Source organism: Streptomyces sp. NPDC058086 (genome assembly GCF_042885015.1).
Lineage (GTDB): Bacteria > Actinomycetota > Actinomycetes > Streptomycetales > Streptomycetaceae > Streptomyces.
The window spans coordinates 207497-230000 of sequence record NZ_JBHVST010000005.1; the positions used below are offsets into that span (position 1 = coordinate 207497).

A 22504-nucleotide genomic window follows, 5' to 3' on the forward strand; every position below is an offset into this window, starting at 1 on the left:
CAAAACTCCCCCCCGAACTTCTACCCGGGCGCGGGCCGGGGGCGGCCCCCCCGGCACCCCCAAAACCCCCGGGGGCCCGGGGGCGCCGGGGCCCCCCCGGACCCGGGTGGTCGAGCAGCGAATCGGATCAGTAGGAGAGATCCATGGGAGAGATCAGTAGGAGAACTGCTGGATCTGGCTGCCGTCGCCTGCGTACGTCCAGCCGGTCCGTGTTGCCGGGTCGAGCTGGATGACGCGCTCGTGGTGGTTGTTGAGCCGACCGTTGTAGTTGCCGAACAGCGGGTACTCGACGCCGGTCACGGTGCCCACCGTCTCGCCCGTCTTCGGGTCGACGACGGCGATGCGGCCGGTGGCGTTGTTGTCGGTGAAGCCGTACTGCTGAAAGCCGCCCGTCGGCTTCAGGTTCGGGTACCGGAAGGCGAGCAGCGCCAGTTGGTGCTCGCCGTCGACGGCGAGCGCGAGGGCCCCCTGGGCCGCTCCGAGGTTCACCGGGTCACCGCCGCCGAGCTGCCCGAAGTACCCGGTGCCGGGGAAGTTGACGCTCAAGGAGTGATACCACGTTTCGTAGAGGTTGCCCTTCTGGTCGGAGGCGAGGTCCGCGGCGCAAGGGGTCCCGCCTTGGCTGTGGGTGACCGTTCTGGTGTCCAGGTTGACCGTTGCCACTGTGCCGGAACCGATCGAGGCCAAGCAGTTGATGACGCTCCCGGTCAACTGCGCGGAGAAGACTCCGGTCGACTCGTCCACGTCCAGCAGGCCGTACCTGGAAAAGCCGTTCGGGGTGGGGTCGAGCTGGAGGGGGGTGCCCAGAGCGCCGGTCGCCGTGTCCACGGACAGGACGAAGCTCGCCCCGTCGCTCGAACGGTAGGCGAGCACCGCGGCACGGTGGCGTTCGGCGTCCACGCGCCCGCCCGTCACGAGGTACTGGTCGTCGACCCGGACGGAGCTGCCGACCTCCTGACCGGTGCTCGTGTCGTAGGTCTCCAGCCACTGCTGGCCGGTGGTGGTCTGCTTGTGCAGGACCAGCGCGTGATGGGCGGAGTCGACGCCGAACACCTCGTAGATGGAGCCGTACGCGGGGTCGCTCGTCAACTTGCGCCCATAGGTCCCGGTGGCGGCGTTGTAGTCGTACACCGAGCCTTCACCGGTGGGGCTCTCGACCGACGCGACGGACGTGCCACCAGGGACGATCGCGAAGTCGGTCAGATTGGTGCCGTCGGGGGCCAGTCCGTCGTCGTATCCCAGCAACGACGTCGGCGAGGCCTGCCCGACTATCTTGCCGTGCTCGTCGACGGCGAACACCCGCAGGTCGTAGTTGACCGATGAGGGCAGCTTGAGCGCCCGTGCGTCGAGCGTCGCCGTGCCTTGCGTGCCCTTCAGCGAGTGGTCGAGCGTGGCCGGGCTGTCCACTCCGTTGTGGTCGCGGGCGGTGCCGTTCTGGTTGCTGACCAGGTTGTACGAGTTGTACATGTTTGGCCCGGGCGCGGAGAACTCCAGCAGCGTGCCGGTGGCGCCCTTGACCCCCGATACGTCGTAGTGCACTGAGAACTGCGGTGCGGCCCGGTTGATCTCCAGCAGGTGACCGAACTCTCCGGATGTCTTCGAGGCCAGGGTCGGCGCTGCCGGGCGTTGCGAGGGGTCACCGCCGTCGACCCGGATCGAGGCGAACTCGCCGTACAGCGGGCCACGCTTGGAGTTGCCTGTGGGGTTCTCGAGGATACCGATCCCGTAGATGCCGCCGCCGGCGGAGAAGGCGCCGGCCGGGACGGTGACCGTGCCGCGAAGTGCCGTCAGCGGGGCGGTGTAGGAGGCGGAGAAGATGGGCGCCGCCGCGGGGTTCCAGTGGCCGACTCCCGACACGACCAACTTCGGCGAGCTGACGTTCCGTACTCCGGTGAGGTCGTAGCTCACCTGCACGGAGTGCCCCGCCTTGACGACGGGCTGGACCACCGGGGCGAGCGACTCGACGTAGCCGCCGTCGGTGGGGCCGAAGGTCAGCTCGTGGGTGGCCGAGGCCAGCACCCGGTGGCCGCGGCGCACCTCGAAGGTGAGCGAGACCTGACGGTCCGTCGGGGAGATGACCGGAAGTCCGGCCGCGGTCAGCATCTGCGTGGGGGTCAGCCGGATCGCCGACACATCGGAGGTGAACTCTTTGTTCCCGATGCGCAGCACGTAACTGACGCCCTGCCGGCTGGACAGGCCGGTCACGTCGGCGCCGATGGTCACCGGTCCCACCAGGCCCTCCCCGGTGGCGCTGGAGCCCATGCCCGGTCCGGCCAGGTCGATGCGTCCGGGGTCGGTAGCTTCCAGGTACGAGGTACCGAGTCCGCCCATGGTCTGGCGGTGCGCTACTGAGAGCCGGACGATGCGGGGCGTGTCCGTGTCGGCGTGGCTGCCGTGCACCTTGGCCAGGACCGCCTGCACAGCGGCTGTGACGTCGAGTTGCGGACCCACGTGCAGCGGCTGGTCGATCTGCGGCGGCGTGGGCACGGCCCGGCCGGTGCGCTCCAGCAGCGAACGGACGTCATCGGGCGACGGGTGCTGCCCGGTCAGCCGGGAGGCCTGCAGCACGACCGCGGCAGCGGCCGCGATCTCGGGCGCCGACGCCGAAGTGCCTCCGCTGAGGACCTCCGTCACGGACTGCGCGCTCTGGCCCTGATGCTCGAAGGCGGGGATGCCGTCACTGGGCGCCGAGACGTCCACGCGCGTGCCGAATCCTGAGGAGAAGACCCCGGAACCGTTGAGCCGGGTGGTCGCCCAGGTCCCGTGGGCCGACGCGGCTCCGCCGTTCTGCGGCGGCACGGACAGCGTGTCGTCGGTCGTGGTGCCGCCCGCGGCGATCGCGCCGGAGTCCAGCACCTTGCTGGGCGTGGTCGACAGCTGGTCGTCGTCGATCCGGGTGGTGTCGGCGGCCTTGCGGGTCACGTTGGTCGCGGTGCTGCCGCCGTCAGGCCCGACGGCCGCGTTGGTGTACAGCCTGGTGCCGTCGTTCGACGAGACCACCACGGTGATGCCGTACTGCTGCACGATCGACGCGATCACGGCCTGCTGGACCGGGTCGTCCTCCAGGTAGCGGCCGGGGAGCCCCTGAGCGTCGGTGCCGTAGCCGAGGCTGGCGGTGATCACGGCGGGTCGCGGCTGCTGCCGGGCCGCGGCCAGCAGCGCCACCGCGATCTGGCTGAACGTCGGCTGCTGCGGGACGACGAGCCGGTATTTGGCACCCGGGGCGATGCCCAGAAGGTCGGAGGGCCCACTGCCCTGCATGCCCGGGCGCTGCAGATCGTGCGGAAGCGGCGCCATCACTGAGAAGTCCAGCAGCACCTCACCCAGCGCGGGGTCCTGCCCCTGGGCCGAGCCCGTCGGGTCGAGTGCGCCGGTCGCGTCCGCGGTGTAGGTGGGGATCAAGGGCATCGAGGGGATGTCCAGGTACCGCTGGCCGTTCTGGACGACGGTCGTCGGCCCGCTCCCGGCGAGGTTGGGCGTCCCCGCGTCGGTGAGGTCGCCGACCGAGACGTTGGTGATGGTCTCACCGGTGCCGGGCAGTTGGCCGAACTTCTGCTTCAACACACTGAAGGCACCCGTCGCGTTGACGCCGCCGGCGTTGAGGAAGCTCTGCAGAGAGGTGCCGAGAGCCGCGTTGCCGGGCACACCGTCGGAGCCGGTCGCTGCGCTGTTGTGCCCTTTCGCCGACGAGCCGGCCTTCCCCGCCGTGGCGCCCACCGAGGAGGGCAGCGGCACGGAGCCGGTGTTCATGGGGGAGACGGTCTGGTCGGGCTCGGCGTAGACGACACCGGGCGTGGCGGCCAGCGTCCGGGCCGCCACCTTGGCGTCGCCGCCGGCGAGCTGGACGACCTGGACCCTGGACAGGTCGATCGCCCCGGAGCCCAGCTTCGCCTGGGCGGCTGAGCGCAACTGCTGGGCCTGGGCGGCCGCGAGACCCGGTATCAGAGGCCGCATGGAGACCGCGCCGGCCCGGTGGAGTGCGGTGTTGACCACGGTGTCCGAGGTCAGCGGGGTACGGACCTGCAGATTGCGCTGCTTGCCCAGCGACGTGCCCGTCACCTGGGTGGCCGAGCCGAGTACCACCAGGACCTGATGAGGGCTGTTCTTCGCCGACTGCGCGGGCGTGGGCTTCAGGAACGAGCGCCAGGGACCGAGCGCTGAGGATCCGGGGGTGGAGGGCAGCGCAGCCCCCGCAGACGTACCTTTCGCGACGGAATCGGCCGCTGGGGTCTGGGCTCCGGTGGCCGCCGCGTACTGCACGGGTGTGCCGAGCAGTACGGCCGCGCTGGCTATGGTGGCGACACCGCGAGCGATCGCTCTTCTCCGCCGTTTCATGGGCACTCCACTTCTCGCAAAAGAACTCAGGAGGAAGCACAGAGAAGGCGCCACCCCCCGGACAGCGCCCACGCCTTGGGGAATCTGTCAACCTGGCGAAGCCGGCACAAGATCGTGAGGGCGGCGGACTTACGCCAACTGGCAAGAAGTCGCCACCGAAACGGCTTGATTGCGCGGCATTCAACGTGCTGAGCAAGACGGAACCGCGGTCCTCTCGCGGTGGCGTTCACCCGCGCCGCATGAACCAGCCGCTCACCGATGCCGCGTCGGCGCCGACGCCGACGCCGACGCCGGGCAACGTCGTCCTCGCCGGGCCGCCGGCGCGGGCAGGAGCACAGTGACGCGATGACGGCCGTCGCCCAGCGTCCCGCCGGCACTCCGCGTACTCCTGACACGTCATCCGGCAAGGATTGGATCGCGTCCTGTCTGCCGGAGCCACATCACAGAATGAGACGGCCGTCGGATGCCATGGATGCTCCGGCCCAACGGGTATTCGGCTCCGCCGCGGGCGGCTGCCAGAAGCTGTTGCCGTTTACAAGGCTGTTGACACTTGGCCGCCCGGATCTCCGCGACAACTCGACCGCTGATGGGGACAGGCGACTTGATCCTTTGTAGGACGGTGCCGGCGAAGTCGTGTCACATCCTCTTTTCGCGGCAGTTCTTCAGGCGACGGTCGCGAGGGTGGCCGGGACCGCCTCGGTACATCGGCGCCGCCGGACCAGGCGGCTTCCGGAGGGCAGCCAGGCGCCGCAGCACAGAGCCCGCCGGAGGGCACCTCCTTACCGGAAGGGACGATGTCGATCACGACACGAGCCGCACAAGGCGACAGAGGTGGCCGTCTCCCGCCAGCTGGCGGAAGCCGCCATGGAAACGGTGAGAACGCATGGCATTCAACGTGCTGGGTCTGACGGACGAAACAGAGCGAGCGTACGCCGTGCTGGTCGGCCTGCCGCGGGCCACGGCCCGCGAATTGGCGGACGCCTGCGGCTTGTCCACGCCGGCCGTGGCACGGCTCTTGGCCGCGCTGGTCAACAACGGCCTGGCGACACGAGCGGCCGGGCGGCCACCCCGGTTCACCGCGGTGGCACCCGATGTCGCGGTGACCGCCCTCATCCGCCGACGGGAAGAGCAACTGGGCGAGGCCCGGTTGCTGGTGCACCAGTTGATGGACGCTCACCGCGAGGCATCCCGGATCAGCCACCCCGACATGCCGGTCGAACTGCTCACCGACCGCACCGACGTCATCGCTGCGGTACGGCGGCTGACCGCCGAGGCACGCCGCGAAGTACGGGTCTTCGACCGGCCCCCGTATGTCGACCGCCCGGGCAGCAACTTCGAGGGACAGATCCAGCAGCAGCGTGCGGGCGTGGCGCACCGGGTGGTCTACGACCGTGCGGCGGTGGCCTGGCCGGGCCGTCTGAGCGACGACATCCTGCCCAGCGTCCGGGCCGGCGAACAGGCGCGGGTCCGAGCCGAGTTGCCGCTCAAGCTCGTCATCTGCGACAGCCGGGACGCTGTTATCCACTTCAGTCTCGCGCCGGGCGGACAGTCTGCCGCCTACCTGGTGCACAGCTCGCCGATGCTGGTGGCCCTGGAGTCACTCTTCGAGGCGGAGTGGGAGCGAGCCGTTCCGGTGTCCGTGACGGGCCAGGCGCCGCACGCCGGTACCGCGGAGGAACCTGCGGCCGACGGACCCGACGTGGAGACCGGCCACCTGCTCACGCTGCTCGCCGCCGGGCTCACCGACGCCGCGATCGCCCGGGTCCAGGGCTGGAGCGAGCGCACCACGCAAAGGCGCATTCAGCGTGTGATGGCCCAGTTGGGTGCCCCCACACGCTTCCAGGCCGGCCTCCTCGCGGCTCACCGCGGCTGGCTGTGACCATGACCGCCGCACCCGAGTGCAGGGCGGTCTCGGCGGGAACTCACGTCGTTACGAACCGCTGACGAAGCCACCAGGTTCCGTTCTCACGAACCTTGTCCATGGGAACACCTTGCCCACCAGCCTAAATGATGTCTGGATGAAATGAGGAAACAAGTTCCATTTCTCTCTGTCTCCTTTGGCTTATTTCAACTCCTTGGTGCAGTTGACTCGCCTCAGGAAATCTCAATAGCGTGCACATGACCAAACTTGCGACAGGGGGAACTGACCCGTGCACAGAAAAGCGATCAGCCTGTTCTTTGGAGCCGCGACCATCGCGGGCACCGTCGCCATGGGTGGCGCAGCTGAGGCGGCGACGCCCAACTCGACAACAGCGGACGTGACGCACCACGTCGTCTGGCAGTCGGGCAAAGTAAGCCCCATGCATGTCCCGAACCACGGCTTCAACACGTACTCCTTCAACGGGGTGTCCTGGCGTGCAACGGTCACCGTCGATTACGGCCGCACCGGGGCGTGGACTCACTGCAGTGATGGCACGGACATCCATGGCCCGCTGCAGGGGCCCGGTTTCTGGGACTTCGGGGGCAGCTGCAGCGGTCACGGCACCATCACTCAGTACGGCTGGTATGACGGCTGATGATTCTTCCGGAGGCGCAGCGGAAGATTGACTGCACCGAATAGGCGGCAATGGCGGTGTACCGGAATCTGATTCATCGCCCGGTACACCGCCACCCGTGCAGGGCCACACCGAATTTCGAGTTTCCCTTTTCGGTCGCGCGCGTAGCGCTCCGCTGTGCTGTCCTCTGTGCACCGGACGTACGTCGATGTACTGGCCTCTGACCGGCTGTATCCCAGATCCGTACACGGTGCGGGGTTGCCTCGTCGGCGGTCCAGTGCTTGGCGGCCGAGAAGGGCCGCCCGCTCACACATTCCGTGCACGCGTGTGCGGAGCGCCGGCGGCAATGGCCGAAGACCACGAACACGCCCGAGGGGACTGCACCTGCCCGCACCCGTGGCCCGCACTGGCCACGGTCATCGAAGGGTGCGTCGGCTAGCGGACGACGTGGACCGTCACTGGCGTGGAGGTGCGGTCCGTCTTCGGGTGCTGGTGGTGCTTGTCGGTCGAGTACAGCACGGAACGGAACTGCAGCTCGCCCGTGTGCGTGGCCTTGACGTTTGCGCGCGCATCGCCGTTGAAGCTCCGCGCGACGGGGTGCCAGTGGCCCCAGTGGCCGGGTTTGCCGGACCGCTCCTGTACGACGAGTATGGTGTACTGCTCGGCGTCGTCGTCACCCTGGCCGTGTACCTTCACGACGTGGCCGGCATGCGCGGTGTGGGGGGTGGCCTGAATCGAGATGTCGCTCTTCGCGAACGCCGGGGATGCCGCCAGTGCTGCTGAGGCCACACCCAGCGCGCCGACTACCGCGAGCCGCTTCATACCAAGCTTCATGCTCAAGTCTCCTTGGATTTCTTCGTTCCCTTTGCGTCAACCAGGTTCATAGCTGCCCAATTGGCGCGCTTTCACCGAAGAAGAGCAGTCGGCGCGCCAAGAAGTTGGCCCCCGATTGTCACTACCTCGTAACTGGTGTCGGATGACCACCGCGCTGCCTCACCGTGCACATACCGAGATGGGCGAGAGCATCGGCGGCACGGTCAAGGTTTCGGTCGGCAAGGGCAAGCAGGTCGCGCGGCTGAGGCAGGGCTACCTGCGGCTCGCCGCCGGTGAGGCGCCGGTCTGGAGCGACACGCGGGGCGACCGGAGCGCGACCCTCAAGCCGCCGTTCCGGCTGAAGCCGACGGCCGGGAAGGTCCGGCTGGCGCCGAAGTTCGAGCGGTACGAACTCGTCCGGGGGGCCGCATGACTACGAAGTCGCAGCGCGGCCCGTACGCGAAGGGAGTCGTCCGGCGCGCCGAGATCCTCCGCTTGGGTCTGTGCCGCTGCGGCGCTGCCGTCCGGCTTGACCGGTACGCGAAGCAACGCGGCCTGGTCGGAGTTCGACACCCACACCGCGCCGTTGTGCAGCTTGACTCCGTTGACGCCGAGCAGGCTCATAGGCCGTCCCGGAGGCCCAGACGGTGGGGGTTCCGCCGGCGATGGGGGCGCGCCAGATGACTCCGCGGGTGGAGTCGGCGATGTAGAACCGGCCGGTGCGCTCGTCCAGCGCCATGCCGTTGGGGAAGCTCGCGGCGCTGAGTGCGATGATGCGCTGGGGCTTGCCGCCCGGTCGGATGCGCCAGATGCCGGTGAGGGAGTCGTCGCCGGCCGCGTAGCCGACGTAGAGCGTGCCGTCGTCGGTGCGTACCAGCCCTGTGGCGAGGCTGTAGCCGAGTGCGGGGGTGTTGACGCCGCCGTCGGCCCGCTGCGGGAGGGAGGCCGGCAGCCGCCGGTGCCCGCCCCGTGTGACCTCCTCTAACTGTGCGGATCTGGACAGGACGATGTTCGGCTTGCCGTTCGGAGTCACCACCACGTTCGCCGACTGCTGTCCGGATGCGAGGTCGTACTCGACGAGGACGCGCGGATGAGAGGCGGGAAAGGTGGCAGCGGACGCGGGCTGCGTGGTGAGGGACAGGGCGGCCAACCCGGCGATGGCCGCCGAAAGGAGCGTCCGTCGTGAGTTCGAAACGCGCATGTTCATGGCTCCTTGGCTGGTACCAGAAGGGGCGTCGGGGTGAAGTCGGGCTTGCTCGTTGTCAGTCGACGGAGATCTCGGTGAGATCGATGGAGATCAGGACCGGTTCCTTGAGAGCGCGTCCGTCTTCCCGGGCGGGCACGATGTACCGGTGGGTGGGGAAGACCACGGCCCGCACCGCAGAGGATCGTCCCGGCGCCGGTGTTGAATCCTGGCGTGCCACCGCCGGTGAGCGGACCGTCCCATGACGGGACGGTCGAGACCCAGTCGTATGGTCACGTCAGGGTCCGTAGCGGAGAGCCTGTGGCCCACGCTGCGATGTCTTCGACTGCGTCCTGGTAGAACACCTCGTACAGGTCCCGGCTGACGTATCCGATGTGCGGGGTCACCAGGGCGTTGTGCAGGGAGCGCAGAGGGTGGTCGGCAGGCAGCGGTTCGCGATCGAAGACGTCCAGTGCCGCGCCCGCGATCCTCTGCTCGTTCAGCGCGTCCAGGAGGGCGGCTTCGTCGATCACGGGCCCGCGTGATGTGTTGACCAGGAGCGCGGTGGGTTTCATCAGGCGCAGTTCACGTTCGCCGACGAGCCCGCGTGTGCGCCGGCTGAGCACGACGTGGATGCTCAGCACGTCTGAGCGGGCGAACAACTCGTCGCGTGAAACGTAGGTCACGCCCTTGGCCTGAGCGTCTTCCGGCCGGAGATTCTGGCTCCAGGCGATGGTCCGCATGCCGAAGGCTTTGCCGATCTCTGCCACACGGGTGCCCAGCTGTCCCAGGCCCAGGACTCCCAGAGTGGCGTGGTGCAGGCTCGTTCCCAGGCCCAACTGCCAGCCGCCGCGACGTACCGACTCCACGTTCTGGGGGATCAGGCGGGCTGCTGAGAGGATCAGTCCCCATGTCAGTTCGGCCGTGGGGTGGGGGAAGTACCTCGTGCCGCTGACGGTGATGTTCAGCCGCCGGGCGGCATCGACATCGATCGCGGCGTTGCCGGGGCCTGTGGTGACGAGCAGGGCGAGTTTGGGCAGCCGGCTCAGTGTCGAACTCGGAAACGGCGTCCGCTCGCGCATGGCTACGATGACGTCGTGGTCGGCCAGCGCCGCGATGACTTCCGTCTCGTCGCTGAACGGCTCGTTGAAGACTTCTACTTGAGCGTGCAGGGAATCCCAGTCCGCCAGGCTCAGGGCGACGTTCTGATAGTCGTCGAGTACTGCGACCTTCATGTTCGGTCACCGGCTCTCGTGATCGGCACGCTTTCATGGTTACCAGGCGGAATCGTGCCGGCGGCCCGCTTCCGCCGTCGGCTCGCCAGTTTCCTCCCAGTGGCTTCCGTCTCCACCGCGGGGCAGGCCTCTGGTACGTTCCCTTTCCCGTTGCGGGAAGTCGGCGTAGTCGGCGGCGTCCCGGCCGTAGAAGAGGTCCGGCTTCGGTTCGTTGAGGGGCGCGTGGTCGGCGAACCGGTCGGGCAGGTCCGGGTTGGTGATGAACGCCTGTCCGTAGGCGACCAGGTCAGCCAGGTCGTCGGCCAGGGACTCGCTTCCGGCGACGAATGCGCCCGTCTCCGCCCAGGCGGGTCTGGCCTTCACACCGACACGGCGCAGGTCGACATGGACACCGATGGCCTCGATGATCTCGAAGAGGAAGCGCGCCCGGTTCTCGATCGAGCCGCCGTAGCGGTCAGTGCGCACATTGGTGCGGGGGTTCAGGAACTGGCTGATCAGGTAGTTGAAGCCGACCTGGAGCTGTACCCCGTCGAATCCGGCGCGCATGGCGTTACGGGCGGCCGTCGCGAAGTCGGCGACCGTCTGCCGGGTGTCGTGCTCCGACATCGCCAAGGGCTCCACGGTGGCTTTGCGGCCCGACGTCGGCGCCAGCGGCCGCGGGTTGACGGCCGACGGCGCGAGAGGCGGCCGGCCGTCGAAGAAGTCGGGGTACGAGGGGGACCCGGTGTGCCAGAGCTGGGCGAAGATGACGCCCCCTGAGCGGTGGACCGCGTCCGTCACCTGCTTCCAGTGAGCGATCTGCTCGTCGGTGAACAGCCCCGGTATGTCGTGCCAGCCGATCGCGTCGCGGCTGATCCACACGCCCTCGGAGATGACCAGACCGGCCGACGTACGCTGAGCGTAGTAGCCCCCGCTCCCTCCGTCGGGCCGCCACCCCCTCCGCCCGTTCTTGATGCGCGGAAGTTTGCGTTAAGGCGGATGACCGCGACTTGAGCGTCAGAGCGGTTGATGCCGCCCCGGAATGTGGCTCGGCACCCTTCCCGGGGCCTGCCGGGCTTCGCCCTTGATCATCTCGTGCAGCGCGGTTCGCACCTCTGCCTGGCTCGAGGAATCACGTGCGGCACGTGGTCCGCGACTGGGCGCGCTACGGAACGCCGTCAAGCGGAGGATGGGACGGCGCCGGAGCCGCTACTGACTCAGGGGTGGTCTCCCGCGGCTGTTCGCTCGTGGTGCTCCGTGAACGTCGACGCTGCGCTTGCCGTAAACCCCATCCATTCTGGTCACGCCACATATTGGTACTCGTGCAGGATGCCGCCGAGCTGTCCGTGTCGACGTATGTCGAGGCGGGCTATCTTCTCCGGTTCGGCGATGGGTGCGGGCAGCGGGCGCAGTGGGGCGGCGTTCGCGATGCCCTGATGGGACCGATGGCCGTCGTAGAACCTTTCGAACTCCCGTAGGGCGTGGAGCAGGTGGCGCTGGTTCCGGATCAAGGTCCGGTCCAGTAGCTCGCGGCGGCAGGTCTGCACCCACCTCTCCATGATCGAGTTCATCCGCGGCATCTGGACGCCGCTGAGCACGACCTCGATCCCCGCATCTGCGAGGAGGGTGTCGAACTGGTGAGGGAACTTCACTTCCCGATCCCGGATGAGGAACCGGGCCTGGCAACCCGCGTCATCGAGGTCCATGACCAGATTCCTTGCGGCCTGCGCCACCCAGGGAGCGGTCGGGTCTGCGGTCGCACCCAGGACCCGGATTCCGGCCGGGCTCGCGGCGGTGCCGAACCCGTCAAGAAGCCGAGGCCGGGGGAGGCCGGTGGCGGGGCAGGTCCGCGTGGACTCCCGGCAACGCCAGCGCCATGACGACCGTCGCGACGACGAGGAGCGCGCGGCCCGTCCCCCACGGCGCCATGAGCGTGCCCAGGGTCCCGCCCACGAACATGCCGCAGATGGTCGCGGTGAGGCGGGTGCGCGCGAGTCGTCGCAGCTCCCCCTGTTCGCCGTCCGGAACCCGTGGCGCGATGGCCACGTCCGCCACCAGCTGGACCAGGGACATCTGGAGGAGGAGCGTCGGCATGCCCGGTACTGCCACGCGCAGTACGACGGAGGACCTCACCCCCATGGCGAGGGCCACGACCGCGAGGGCGACCAGATCGGGATCGTGAGCGAGCGAACCCGTCCCGCGGCGCAGCAGGGCCAAGGTCCCCGCGACCGCGAGAAGGCCTCCTTCGGTGGCCAGCGCCGCCGGGAACCAGCGGCGTCCCCGCGCGGTGAGTGCGCGGATCGCGCAGGAGGTCGTGGCCACCCCGGCGGTGAACGTCGCGAGCGCGACGGCGGGCCGGATCACGGAGGCCTGGCCGGATCCGGCCAACGCGAAGGTCAGGAACAGCACATTGCCTGTCTCGAGTGCGGCGAACACCCGGCCCATGGTCAGGAAGGTGATGGCGTCGACCGCCCCCGCGACCACGGTGAGCACCGTCATGATCACGGTCGTGCGGAGCTCGGTACGGTCGACGGGGGAGGGTGTGGAGGCAGTGGGGCTTTGGGGCATGGGCAAATCTCAGCAGAGCGCGGGCCCGAGCGGTCGGTCCCGAAGTGACACGCAGGGGGAGTACCGCCGTCTGCCGCAGTCGGCGCAGAGGACGGGGCGCGACATCTTCGCGATCCGCTCCCGGGAGCGCCGACCGGTCGTCGCGACGGCATCCTTCCTGGAGGAGCATGAGTGCCGTCGGCAGCTCGGCGGACAACGCGCTCGCCGAGTCCTTCAACGCGACCTGCAAGCCGTGTCCAGGATTCCGGGTCAAGGCCCTGGTCTCGATGGCCGGTGGGTCAGGGCACACTCATGCTGCTGCGGCACGATACGCCGGGGTGAGTCCGAGTACCGCCGGCACGCATGTGACCCGAGGCTCGCGTGCACGCCCGGGATCTGGCGTGGGGCGGCGTCTATGTCCTGCTGGGTCTCGGCCTGTTGCGGATTGTCCGCAATACGCTCACCGCCCGCAGCCCAGGTTGCTGCCGCCTGCTGTGGGGGGGGCGATCACGGCACTCATTCTCGCGGCCGAAATGACGGTTGCCGTGCCGAGCGCCGGGGTCGGGCCCGGTGACGAAGCCGCCGAGGGATACCGAGATGTCAGCGATGATGCGAGTCATGCCAGGGCAGACTCGATCCGCCGCCCGAACTCGTCGCTCACGCATGAACCATGTGTGGGATGCGAACCCGACAGTCGCGGAGTAGAGGGTCGCCGGTCCGTCAGTTTCCGGTTCGCCGGCCACGCAGGCCCACGCTGATCACGCGGCCGGTCTGCCGGGCGGCTTCCGCCAGCCGTTCCAAGCGGTGCGCGGGATCGGTCAGGACGCAGAGGGCCGCCACCGGGGCGCCGTCCGCTCCAAGCAGCGGCACCGCCGTGCAGCACACCCCGCTCATCACTTCCTCCCGGTCGAATGCGGCACCACGGTCCCGGATCGCGGCGGCCTCCTGGAGCCAGGACGCGGGAAGCGGCCCCAGCAGGGGATTCGGATGGCCCCCGGCTACCAGCACCTTGCCCGCCGCGGTGAACCACGGCCAGGTCGTACCGGCCCGCAGCGGGGCCGGCTGCTCGGCCTCGCCGGGACTCCACTCCACCATCAGGGTCTCGCCCCTCCACAGCACGGCGATCCCCACCGTCATACCCGTGATCTCCACCAGACGCCGCACCGGTTCCCTCGCGGCCGACCTCAACCGGGGATGCGGCTGCCACTCGCGCCCGAGGCTGAACATCCGCAGGCCCACCCGGTAACTCCCACGGCACCGCTCCACCGCACCCAGGTCCGCCAGCTGTTCCAGCAGCCGGTACGCGGTCGTCTTGGGCAGCCCGCATTCGGACGCCAGCCTGGTCGGCCCGGCCTCCACGGCCCGTTCCACCGCTTCCAGCAACGCGAAAGCACCTTCCAGCACGCTTCGTCCGCCAACGCCCGCCGCCGAAGGCGCACCAGCCGTGGCAGTCGCACCAGCCGTGCCTGCGGCCGCACCCGCGGACTCGGGTGCCGGTGCCGGTGCCGGTGCCGGTGCCGGTGCCGGTGCCGGCGACGGAAGATATCCCGGCATGACCTCCGACCGCTGCACCGCCACCAGCATCCCCGGTGCGATCACTCCACGTCCGGTCACGCTCCCGCCTCCCCTGTCTGCCCGTTGCGCAGCCGGCAGGCGACGGCCCCTGCCGCCGTGCTCGGACGGAGCGCGGTCATCGCCCGTCCGTTCGACCGCACCCCAGCAGACTGGCACTGGAGTGTGGCTTGAAACCTTGTCGAATGCTTGTCGTCCATGGGAGGACGCTTCCCGGAGGGGAGGCAGACGACATGGTGGACGTGCAGTTGCTCGGTCCTGTGGAACTGTCGGTGGGGGGCCGCGTGGTGGAGGTGGGCCCGCCACAACGCCGTACGGTGATGGCTGCCCTGGCGGTGGACGTCGGCCGACCCGTCGCCGTCGACGTGGTCATCGAGCGGGTCTGGGGCACGCGTGCGCCGGACGGGGCGCGGGCCGCGGTGCACGCCCATGTCGCCCGGATCCGGCGGATGTGCGAACAGGCCGCCGAAACGGCGAGAGAGCCCTTACGCCTGGTGCGGCGCTCGGGCGGGTACCTGCTGGAAGCCCGCCTGGACCAGGTGGACGTGTACCGGTTCCGGCAACTGATCGACCAGGCACGGTCGGTGGAGCGGACCGACCCGGCGCGGGCGGCGCGGCTGCTGGATGATGCACTCGGCCTGTGGCGCGGAGACCCCCTGTCCGGTCTGCAAGGACAGTGGGCGGCGCGGATGCGCGAGGCCTGGCGGCGTCAGCGCCAGGACACCGCCGTCGGGTGGGCCCGCGCGGAGCTGCGCCTGGGTGATCCCGCGTCCGTCATCGGCCCGCTGACCGGCCTGCTCGGTGAGTATCCGCTGGCAGAACCCCTGGCCGAAGCACTGATGCGAGCGCTGCACGCCACCGGGCGAAGCGCGGAGGCACTGGACTGCTACGCCGCCGTCCGTGAGCGGCTGGCGGAGGAGCTGGGTGCGGATCCGGGACCGGCGCTGGGGCAACTGCACCAGGCGATCCTGCGGGGCCACCAGTCCGGGTCCGCTTCGCGGCCCAAGCCTCCGATACAGCCGCCGTCCGCGGTGGCGCGACCGGGCGAACGTCCCGCCCAACTGCCCATGGCCGTACGCGGGTTCACTGGCCGTGACGAAGAACTGGCCCGCCTCGCGGCGATCCTCGCCTCGGCGGAGGGAGACTCCGCGGCGGTGGTGATCTCGGTGGTGTCGGGCATGGCGGGGGTCGGGAAGACGGCGCTGGCGGTGCACTGGGCGCGCCGGATGGCAGGCGCGTTCCCCGACGGGCAGCTGTATGTGAACCTGCGGGGATTCGATCCGCAGGGGGCGGCGGTGCCTCTGACGGAGGCGGTACGGGGGTTTCTGGACGCCTTCGGGGTGCGGCCCGAGCGGGTGCCGCCGGACCTGGAGGCCCAAGTGGGCCTGTACCGGAGTCTGTTGGCGGGGCGGCGGATGATCGTGGTGCTGGACAACGCGCGGGACGAGAAACAGGTCCGTCCGCTGCTGCCGGGCGCAGTCGGCTGCATGGCGCTGGTGACCAGCCGGAACCGGTTGACCGGGCTGGCGGTGACGGAGGGCGCCCATCTGCTGGCGGTCGACTCGCTGAGTCCGGACGCGGCGCGCGACGTGCTGGCGGAGCGGCTCGGGGCGGGACGGGTGGCGGCCGAGCTGGAGGCCGTGGCGGACATCGTCGCCTCGTGCGCGGGACTGCCGCTGGCGCTGGCCGTGGTCGCGGCCCGTGCGGCCGTACAGCCGCGCAGGCCGTTGAGAGCGCTGGCGGATGAACTGCGGCAGGGAGGCGGCCCGCTGGACGCACTGGACGGGGGAGAGGAGGCCAGTCAGGTGCGGGCGGTGTTCTCCTGGTCCTACAGCGCGCTCAGCACCGGTGCGGCCCGGATGTTCCGGCTGCTGGCGCTGCATCCGGGGCCGGACGTGGGACAGGCGGCGGCGGCCGCGCTGGCGGGGGTGTCGCCGGAACGGGCCCGGGGACTGCTGAGTGAACTGACCGGCGGACACCTGCTGGTCGAGCACGTACCGGGGCGGTACACGTTCCACGACCTCCTGCGGGTGTACGCCGGGGAGTTGGCGGCCGCCTACGACGGTGAGCGGGTGCGGCGGGCGGCGCTGCACCGGATGATGGATCACTACCTGCACACCGCGAGGGCGGCCGATGTTCTGGTGACCCCGCAGCCCAATCCGGTGGCGACGGGGCCGGCCGCGCCGGGGTCCAACGTGGGGGAGCCCGCCGACCATGGGCAGGCACGGGCCTGGCTCGTCGCCGAGCACGCGGTGCTGCTGGAGATCGTGCGGCAGCCGCCGCCGGACTTCGACGGCCATGTGTGGCGGCTGGTCACGGTGCTGACCAGCTTTCTGGACCGGCACGGGTACTGGCAGGCCTTGCTGGCGGCCGGGCGCAGCGCGCTGGCGGCGGCCCGACGCGAGGGCGACCTCGCCGGACAGGCAGGTTCCTACCGCGGTCTGGGGCTGGCACTGGACCGGTTGAAGCGCCCGGGGCCGGCCCGGGAGCACTACCTGCGGGCACTGGAGCTGTTCGGCACGCTGGGCAGCGACGCGGGGCAGGCCCGTACACATCAGCATCTCTCGCGGATGTCGGGGGCACAGGGCCGCCCCCGGCAGGCGCTCGAGCACGCGTACCGGAGCCTGGAGCACTACCGGACGGCGGGTGACCGGGCGGGACAGGCCGCGGCGTTGAACCACATCGGCTGGCGGCAGGCCAACCTCGGCGACCACCTCGGCGCGCTGGCACACTGCGAGCAGGCCCTTGAGCTCGCGCACGAGGCCGGGGACGTGGACGGGCAGGCCCACATCCTGGACAGTCTGGGCTACATCCATCATCACCTGGGCCGGTACCAGCAGGCGGTCGACTGCTACGGGCAGGCGGCGGAGTTGTTCCGCGCCACCGGCGAGCGCCACAGTGAGGCCGCCTGTCTGCTCTGCCTCGGCGACACACACCGCAGCGCCCACCAGCCCGACGCGGCCCGCGACGCCTGGACCCGGGCCCTGTCCCTCACCGGCGAACTCGGCCTGCCCGACGACGACTCCCTGCGCGCCAAAATCCTCGACCGCCTCAGCTCCGCGGCCACCTCCGGCAGGCCGTCCGGCCACATCCCGGTCCGGCCCCAGTAAGCCGGGGCGGCGGACCGGCCGTTTCGGGCCTTCGGTTCCGCTGAGTGGAACAGGGCACGACAGGCCGTTCCACGGCCACCACACTTTCGAAAGAGTTACGACGCGCTGGCGCTGTTTTCGCACCTTTCGAGTGCCGGTTCCATCGAGCGGCGGAGGGGAGGGAACATCATGGAGAAGACCGTCGTGGAGAACGACCCGCAGATCGACGATCCGGATTCTGCCCTGGTCACAGTGGGAGTCAGCGTCAGTTTCTGACGCTGTCCAGAAGGACCCCGACCGTATTCCCGGGGGGTCTTTCAGACGCTTCCGGTGCAACCCGAGGATCCGGTCGCACCGGAAGCGTTCAAAGAACATCGGCATGGCAGGGTCACCTCGTCGGGGCGAGCCGAATGCCATGCCCGCCCTGTCACCATCGAGCGGCCGGGGGAGGAGGGTCATGGAGAAGACCGTTGTGCACAACAACCCGCAGATGGAAAACCGCGAAGACGTCGATTCGACGGTGATATCGGTGATGGTGTACGTCACCTTCTGACCAGCGCGGCCTCGCTTCCAAGCCTTGCTCCGTGCTTCCGCCCGGGAGACACGGGCTCACGCCGGAGGGCATATGAAGATCACGCTGGTCTGCATGCCGTGGGCCACGACAGCAACCCCCTCGCTCGCACTCGGGATCCTTTCGCGAAGGATCGCTGACACATTCCCGGAAATCGAGACGAAGACCGTCTACGCCAACATCGAGTTCGCTGATTGGATGGACCAGCAAGGAGGACTCGGCGCCCCGGAGTTCAGCTTTTTCTCCCTGCACAGCTACTTTCTGGGATGCGGCGACTGGGTGTTCTCTTCTGCCCTCTACAAGGACCCTTCGTGGCGGGTCGACGAGTTCACCGCCGGATTGAAGGGAAAGATCACGGACAACCAGTTGGAGACATGTCTTCGACTGCACCGGATCGTTCCCGATTTCATCGAAGCCACCGCACGGCAGATAGTCGCCGACGGTCCCGATCTCGTGGGCGCGACCTCGACGTTCCAGCAGAACGTGGCGTCGCTCGCCCTGCTGCGCCGGATCAAGGAACTGGCCCCCGGCACGACGACCGTCATGGGCGGAGCCAACTGCGACGGCCCGCAAGGGGAGGCGCTGCACCGCAACTTCGACTTCGTCGACTACGTCGTACGCGGCGAGGCGGAGCGGACGTTCCCACAACTTGTCGAGGCCCTTCGCGCCGACGGCGAGCCGGACACCTCGCACATACCCGGCCTGTGCCGGCGCGACGGCAGCGCCAGCGTGAGCAACCCGTCCACCGAGCGGCTCCTGGCGCCGTCCGAGATCCCCGCGCCCGACTTCGACGCCTACTTCGAGCGCCTCAGGCGCTCGCGAGTGCAGTCCTGGTACGAGCCGGTGCTCGTGGTCGAGGGCGCGCGCGGCTGCTGGTGGGGCGAGAAGCACCACTGCACGTTCTGCGGGCTCAACGGTTCGGCGATGACCTTCCGCAGCAAGAGCCCCCACACCTATCTGGAGGAGATCCTCACGCTCGCCGGGCGCCACCATGTGCTGGACTTCTACGCCGTGGACAACATCCTGGAGATGTCCTACCTCGACTCCGTCCTGGACAAGCTCGCCGAGGCCCCCTTCGACCTGCGCATCCAGTACGAGGTCAAGTCGAACATGAAGCTGTCGCAGATCGCCCAGATGCGTGCGGCGGGTGTGGTCAGCGTCCAGCCGGGCATCGAGAGCCTCAGCAGCCGCGTGCTGAAGATCATGGACAAGGGCGTGAGCGGCACCCACAACATCCGGTTCCTCCGGGACGCCGAGACCCACGGGCTGTCGGTGGCGTGGAACTACCTGTACGGGTTCCCGGGTGAGACCCAGGACGACTACCTGCCCCTCATCGAGCAGTTTCCGGCCCTGCACCACCTCCACCCCAGCACCGGAGCGAACAGGATCGCGCTGGAGCGTTTCAGCCCCTACTTCGACCGCCCTGAGTTGGGCTTCGCCGACCGGCACCCGAACCCGCAGTACCAGATCACCTATGACCTCCCGGAGGCCGAACTGGCCGATCTCGCCTACCTGTTCGACACCCCCGCCCAGGGCATCGACCGCAAGCTCGCCGAACGGCTCGCCGAAGCCCTTCAGGAGTGGGCCGACAACTACATCCGCAGCAGCCTGTCCTACGTCGACCTCGGTCACCGCATCACGCTCACCAACTCCCGGCCGGGCTTCTCCTGGCGGTCCATGACCCTGGAGGACCCCGTCGAGGCCGAACTGTTCCGCGCCCTGCACGACCCCAGGTCCGTCGCTCAACTGGTACGCCGCGCGGTCCAGGTCGGTCGCACCTGGGACGAGAACCGCGTCGAGGCCCTGCTGGGCGACTGGCGACGACAGGGACTGATCTTCGTCGAGGCCGACCGTGCCGTCCACCTCGCCACCGAGGACGAGAACCAGTTGCTGTGCCGCATCCGGCGCGACTCGCAGAGCGGCGGACCCGAGCTGGCCCTGGAACTGGCCGAGGAGTCCACATGCGTGACGATCTCCTGACCCCGCCGTCCACGACCTCGAACGGCTCGCTCCCCGCGCGTCAAGTGCACGACCTGTACGCGCGCGGCGTGCGCTACGCCGAACTCCACGAGCCCGTCAACCTGAGCTCGCCCACCCCCCGCGATCTGCGCGCCCTCGACTTCGTCCGGGTCGCCACCGCCCGCGGCCTGCTGGTGCGTTGGCAACTGCGGGCAGGCCGGCGCGCCGATCCGGCCCTGACCGCACGCGACCTGACACACCTTCAGCCCCCGGCCTCCCTCGACGGCGCCCGCCCGGCCGAACGTCTCACCGAGTGGCGCAACCGGTTCTACATCGGCCGCTGCGTCTGGCGCCGGGGCCCCGGCTTCGTACAGATCCGCGACCGGCGGGACGGAGTGCTGCAACGGTTCAACCTGCTCCAGCCCGCATATGTGCAAGCAGTGACCCTGCTGGAGCAGCAGCAGGTCAGCGGCGTCGATCCCGATGTCCTCGTGGCGCTGCGCGCCGAGCACCTCGTACTGGACTTCGGCGGCCTCGACTGGTGGGCTCCCTGCCTCATCGATCGGTGGCCCGTCCCGTCCATGGTCCTGTGACCGGTGCCCCAACCTCCTGACCCGACCTCTCGAAGGAGTCGGCATGGTCAATGACGTCGCGGCCGCGGTCCTCGCCTGCGGGGCCGTGGTCTGGCTGGTGTGGCGCGGGTTCTTCACCGCGCCGGGGTCCTTCGGCTCCTGGGCGATGTTCTCTCACATCGGCGGCTACCGCGCCCGGCTGCACGACGTACGCGACGGGCGGCCCGTCTGCCCCTGGGAGTACGAACTGCGCCAGGACCACTTCGGCTCCCCGGACGCGCTCGCCTCGCTGGTGCGCTACCTCGATGAGGAACACGGCCTGCGTGTGGTCGGGGACGGCGTACTCCTGGTGCCTTTCGGTCACCTCAGGATCGCGGTCAGAAACGGCAGGATCGTGCGTGCATGACCTGCTGCCGACCGCTTTTCCGGTCCACGGCACGGCGTCCGGACCGGCGCTGTGCTGCTTCCGCCTGATCCTGGCAGCCGCCCTGCTGTGGAAGATCACCGCCGACCACGCCTACGGCATGGCGCGGTTCTTCGACCTCCACCCCAAGTCACTGGTGCGCTGGCGGTACGAGCAGGACGACATGGCCGTCAAGGTGCTGCTGAGCCCCACGGCGTTCAAGGTCTTCTACGCCGCCCGGGCCGTGGCGGTGCTGTGTCTGCTGGCGGGGGTGCTCACCCCGCTCGCCGCGGCAGTCGTGGCCGCCTGGTGCATGTTCGAGTTCACCTTCGACCGCAAGTTCAACACCCTCTTCCTTGGCATGATGTGCGTCCCCTTCGTCTTCGCCTCCGGGGCCGATGCCTATCTGAGCCTGCAGTCGTTGCTGGACGCCCCGTCCCCGGCCGCGTTCTTCGATCCCGCGCGGGCACCCGGGCCAACAGGACCCTCCTGGCCGCAGGCCGCCGCCGTCGTGCTGATGTTCCAGGTGTACTGGAGCAGCGCCTGGTTCAAGGCCGCCTCCCGCCAGTTCACCAGCGGGGACACTCTGCAGAAGATGTTCGAGCAACTGGCCTCTCTGCGCGACGAACTGCCCCCGGGACGGCGCGAATACTATTTCCCCGACTGGTTCACGCGCCGTGTCGCCACCGCCGAACCCTCGCTCGCCGCCCGCCGCTGGCTCCTGCCCTCACTGGCGACGATCGCCGTGGAGGCCGCGCTCCCTCTCCTGCTGATCTTCCCGGCCACCTGGCCGGCGGGCGCACTTCTCGGCCTCCTCACGCACGCCGCCTTCACCGCACTGCTGCCCAAACGCCTCGTACCCTTCAGCCTCGCCTCGGTGGGCACCTATGTGCTCTTCCTTCCGCAGCACACGTTCGTGACCCTGATCGGAGGACTGATGTGACGGACCGAGCGGCGTGGGCACCCACCAGCTTCGGCGCCCGCGCGCACGACTACGACCGGCTGCGCCCCGGCTACCCCCTCGAAGCCCTCACCGGGGCCCTGGCCGCCCTGGGCGCAGGCCCGCCGGGCACCGCACTCGACATCGGATGCGGAACCGGCAAGCTCGCGGCCGCCCTGACGACGCTCGGCCACGAGGTCACCGGGGTCGAGCCGGACGCACGGATGGCGGAGGTCGCCTCGGCAGGCGGGCTGGCGGTCGAGGTCGGCGCGTTCGAGACATGGGAGCCGGACGGCAGGCGGTTCGACCTGGTGGCGTGCGGCCAGGCCTGGCACTGGCTGCGCCCCGGACAACGGACGCAGAAGGCAGCGCGATGCCTCGGCGCGACCGGCCGCATCCTGCTCGCCTGGAACTTCGGCTCCTACGCGCTGCGCGACGCGCCCCGTCTCAACGAGGTCTACGCCGCTGTCCTCCCCGGCGGCCTGCCGGCCGGGCCGGGCGGCCGGGTCTCCCTGTCGGAGTCCGACCTCGACGGCTACGCCGAGGAACTGCGATCCCACGGTTTCCGGCACGTGACCAGGACCGCCGTGCCCTGGCAGACCCGCCTCACCTCCCGGCAGTTCTGCGAACTGCTGGCCACCGAGAGCCGCCACCTCGCCCTGCCCGAGGCGCTGCGGCGGCGGCTGCTGGGCGCGGTGGCCGCCTTCCTCGACGCTGAGGAAGGCGGGGAGATCGGCGTGGACTACACCTGCCTGGTCGTGGGAGCGTCCGCCGCCGGGTGACGCCGCCGAGCCCCGGGCCGGCGGCCCGT

General features: G+C 69.4%; 17 protein-coding genes and 1 pseudogene. 9 read left to right on the forward strand and 9 right to left on the reverse strand.

The genetic code is table 11. The features are described 5' to 3' along the window. Window positions 1–153: 153 nt before the first annotated feature. Complete coding sequence (locus ACFVWD_RS06185; protein WP_389594196.1) at window positions 154–4335, reverse strand: hypothetical protein; 4182 nt, start codon at window positions 4333–4335, stop codon at window positions 154–156. Between the two features lie 883 nt (window positions 4336–5218). Between ACFVWD_RS06185 and ACFVWD_RS06190 the strand changes: the two genes are divergently transcribed. Both ACFVWD_RS06190 and ACFVWD_RS06195 read left to right on the forward strand, forming a co-directional pair. Next, on the forward strand, window positions 5219–6214 hold the full coding sequence (locus ACFVWD_RS06190; protein WP_389594197.1) for a TrmB family transcriptional regulator: 996 nt from the start codon (window positions 5219–5221) through the stop codon (window positions 6212–6214). A 271-nt stretch (window positions 6215–6485) separates the two neighbouring features. Then, the gene (locus ACFVWD_RS06195) at window positions 6486–6851 is read left to right on the forward strand and encodes a hypothetical protein (RefSeq protein WP_389594198.1); all 366 of its coding nucleotides are present in this window, start codon (window positions 6486–6488) and stop codon (window positions 6849–6851) included. 414 nt (window positions 6852–7265) lie between these two features. Here the strand turns inward: ACFVWD_RS06195 and ACFVWD_RS06200 are convergent, their stop codons facing one another. Beyond that, a complete protein-coding gene (locus ACFVWD_RS06200) occupies window positions 7266–7664 on the reverse strand; it encodes a hypothetical protein (RefSeq protein WP_389594199.1) in 399 nt (132 codons plus the stop codon). A gap of 178 nt (window positions 7665–7842) precedes the next feature. Here ACFVWD_RS06200 and ACFVWD_RS06205 point away from each other — a divergent pair, with 178 nt between their 5' ends. After that, entirely contained in the window at window positions 7843–8076 is a 234-nt protein-coding gene (locus ACFVWD_RS06205) for a hypothetical protein (protein WP_389594200.1), read from the forward strand. Here the strand turns inward: ACFVWD_RS06205 and ACFVWD_RS06210 are convergent, their stop codons facing one another. The 7 genes and pseudogenes from ACFVWD_RS06210 to ACFVWD_RS06240 form a co-directional block, all read right to left on the reverse strand. Next, complete coding sequence (locus ACFVWD_RS06210; RefSeq protein ID WP_389594201.1) at window positions 8077–8844, reverse strand: hypothetical protein; 768 nt, start codon at window positions 8842–8844, stop codon at window positions 8077–8079. 275 nt (window positions 8845–9119) lie between these two features. Next, window positions 9120–10061 carry a D-2-hydroxyacid dehydrogenase family protein gene (locus ACFVWD_RS06215; protein WP_389594202.1) on the reverse strand — a complete coding sequence of 314 codons (942 nt, stop codon included), beginning with the start codon at window positions 10059–10061 and terminating at the stop codon, window positions 9120–9122. Window positions 10062–10100: 39 nt separating this feature from the next. Beyond that, entirely contained in the window at window positions 10101–10922 is an 822-nt protein-coding gene (locus tag ACFVWD_RS06220; RefSeq protein ID WP_389594203.1) for a hypothetical protein, read from the reverse strand. A gap of 419 nt (window positions 10923–11341) precedes the next feature. Beyond that, window positions 11342–11746 (reverse strand): integrase core domain-containing protein, encoded by a 405-nt coding sequence (locus ACFVWD_RS06225; RefSeq protein WP_389594204.1) that lies wholly within the window; start codon window positions 11744–11746, stop codon window positions 11342–11344. Window positions 11747–11846: 100 nt separating this feature from the next. Continuing rightward, the gene (locus tag ACFVWD_RS06230; protein WP_389594205.1) at window positions 11847–12608 is read right to left on the reverse strand and encodes a YoaK family protein; all 762 of its coding nucleotides are present in this window, start codon (window positions 12606–12608) and stop codon (window positions 11847–11849) included. Window positions 12609–13129: 521 nt separating this feature from the next. Next, a pseudogene (locus ACFVWD_RS06235) lies at window positions 13130–13207 on the reverse strand (dihydrofolate reductase); the annotation flags it as partial. A 100-nt stretch (window positions 13208–13307) separates the two neighbouring features. Next, complete coding sequence (locus ACFVWD_RS06240) at window positions 13308–13991, reverse strand: IclR family transcriptional regulator (protein ID WP_389594206.1); 684 nt, start codon at window positions 13989–13991, stop codon at window positions 13308–13310. Between the two features lie 401 nt (window positions 13992–14392). Between ACFVWD_RS06240 and ACFVWD_RS06245 the strand changes: the two genes are divergently transcribed. The 6 genes from ACFVWD_RS06245 to ACFVWD_RS06270 all read left to right on the forward strand — a co-directional run bounded on the left by ACFVWD_RS06245 (window position 14393) and on the right by ACFVWD_RS06270 (window position 22475). Next, window positions 14393–17269 (forward strand): BTAD domain-containing putative transcriptional regulator, encoded by a 2877-nt coding sequence (locus tag ACFVWD_RS06245; protein ID WP_389594207.1) that lies wholly within the window; start codon window positions 14393–14395, stop codon window positions 17267–17269. 604 nt (window positions 17270–17873) lie between these two features. Continuing rightward, the gene (locus ACFVWD_RS06250) at window positions 17874–19799 is read left to right on the forward strand and encodes a RiPP maturation radical SAM C-methyltransferase (RefSeq protein WP_389594208.1); all 1926 of its coding nucleotides are present in this window, start codon (window positions 17874–17876) and stop codon (window positions 19797–19799) included. After that, window positions 19781–20371 carry a DUF5825 family protein gene (locus tag ACFVWD_RS06255; protein ID WP_389594209.1) on the forward strand — a complete coding sequence of 197 codons (591 nt, stop codon included), beginning with the start codon at window positions 19781–19783 and terminating at the stop codon, window positions 20369–20371. The genes ACFVWD_RS06250 and ACFVWD_RS06255 overlap by 19 nt, the downstream gene beginning before the upstream one ends. A gap of 43 nt (window positions 20372–20414) precedes the next feature. Then, entirely contained in the window at window positions 20415–20756 is a 342-nt protein-coding gene (locus ACFVWD_RS06260) for a hypothetical protein (protein ID WP_389594210.1), read from the forward strand. Then, window positions 20749–21696 carry a hypothetical protein gene (locus ACFVWD_RS06265; protein ID WP_389594211.1) on the forward strand — a complete coding sequence of 316 codons (948 nt, stop codon included), beginning with the start codon at window positions 20749–20751 and terminating at the stop codon, window positions 21694–21696. Before ACFVWD_RS06260 ends, ACFVWD_RS06265 begins: the two co-directional genes overlap by 8 nt. Next, window positions 21693–22475, forward strand: a complete 783-nt coding sequence (locus tag ACFVWD_RS06270) for a class I SAM-dependent methyltransferase (RefSeq protein WP_389594212.1) — start codon at window positions 21693–21695, stop codon at window positions 22473–22475. Before ACFVWD_RS06265 ends, ACFVWD_RS06270 begins: the two co-directional genes overlap by 4 nt. The last annotated feature ends 29 nt before the right edge of the window (window positions 22476–22504 follow it).

Excerpts from the sequence above, each read along its gene's own strand:
- ACFVWD_RS06185 (WP_389594196.1), bottom strand. The coding sequence starts at position 4,335 with ATGAAACGGCGGAGAAGAGCGATCGCTCGCGGTGTCGCCACCATAGCC.
- ACFVWD_RS06190 (WP_389594197.1), top strand. The coding sequence starts at position 5,219 with ATGGCATTCAACGTGCTGGGTCTGACGGACGAAACAGAGCGAGCGTAC.
- ACFVWD_RS06200 (WP_389594199.1), bottom strand. The coding sequence starts at position 7,664 with ATGAAGCTTGGTATGAAGCGGCTCGCGGTAGTCGGCGCGCTGGGTGTG.
- ACFVWD_RS06205 (WP_389594200.1), top strand. The coding sequence starts at position 7,843 with ATGGGCGAGAGCATCGGCGGCACGGTCAAGGTTTCGGTCGGCAAGGGC.
- ACFVWD_RS06210 (WP_389594201.1), bottom strand. The coding sequence starts at position 8,844 with ATGCGCGTTTCGAACTCACGACGGACGCTCCTTTCGGCGGCCATCGCC.
- ACFVWD_RS06215 (WP_389594202.1), bottom strand. The coding sequence starts at position 10,061 with ATGAAGGTCGCAGTACTCGACGACTATCAGAACGTCGCCCTGAGCCTG.
- ACFVWD_RS06225 (WP_389594204.1), bottom strand. The coding sequence starts at position 11,746 with ATGGACCTCGATGACGCGGGTTGCCAGGCCCGGTTCCTCATCCGGGAT.
- ACFVWD_RS06230 (WP_389594205.1), bottom strand. The coding sequence starts at position 12,608 with ATGCCCCAAAGCCCCACTGCCTCCACACCCTCCCCCGTCGACCGTACC.
- ACFVWD_RS06245 (WP_389594207.1), top strand. The coding sequence starts at position 14,393 with ATGGTGGACGTGCAGTTGCTCGGTCCTGTGGAACTGTCGGTGGGGGGC.
- ACFVWD_RS06250 (WP_389594208.1), top strand. The coding sequence starts at position 17,874 with ATGAAGATCACGCTGGTCTGCATGCCGTGGGCCACGACAGCAACCCCC.
- ACFVWD_RS06255 (WP_389594209.1), top strand. The coding sequence starts at position 19,781 with ATGCGTGACGATCTCCTGACCCCGCCGTCCACGACCTCGAACGGCTCG.
- ACFVWD_RS06260 (WP_389594210.1), top strand. The coding sequence starts at position 20,415 with ATGGTCAATGACGTCGCGGCCGCGGTCCTCGCCTGCGGGGCCGTGGTC.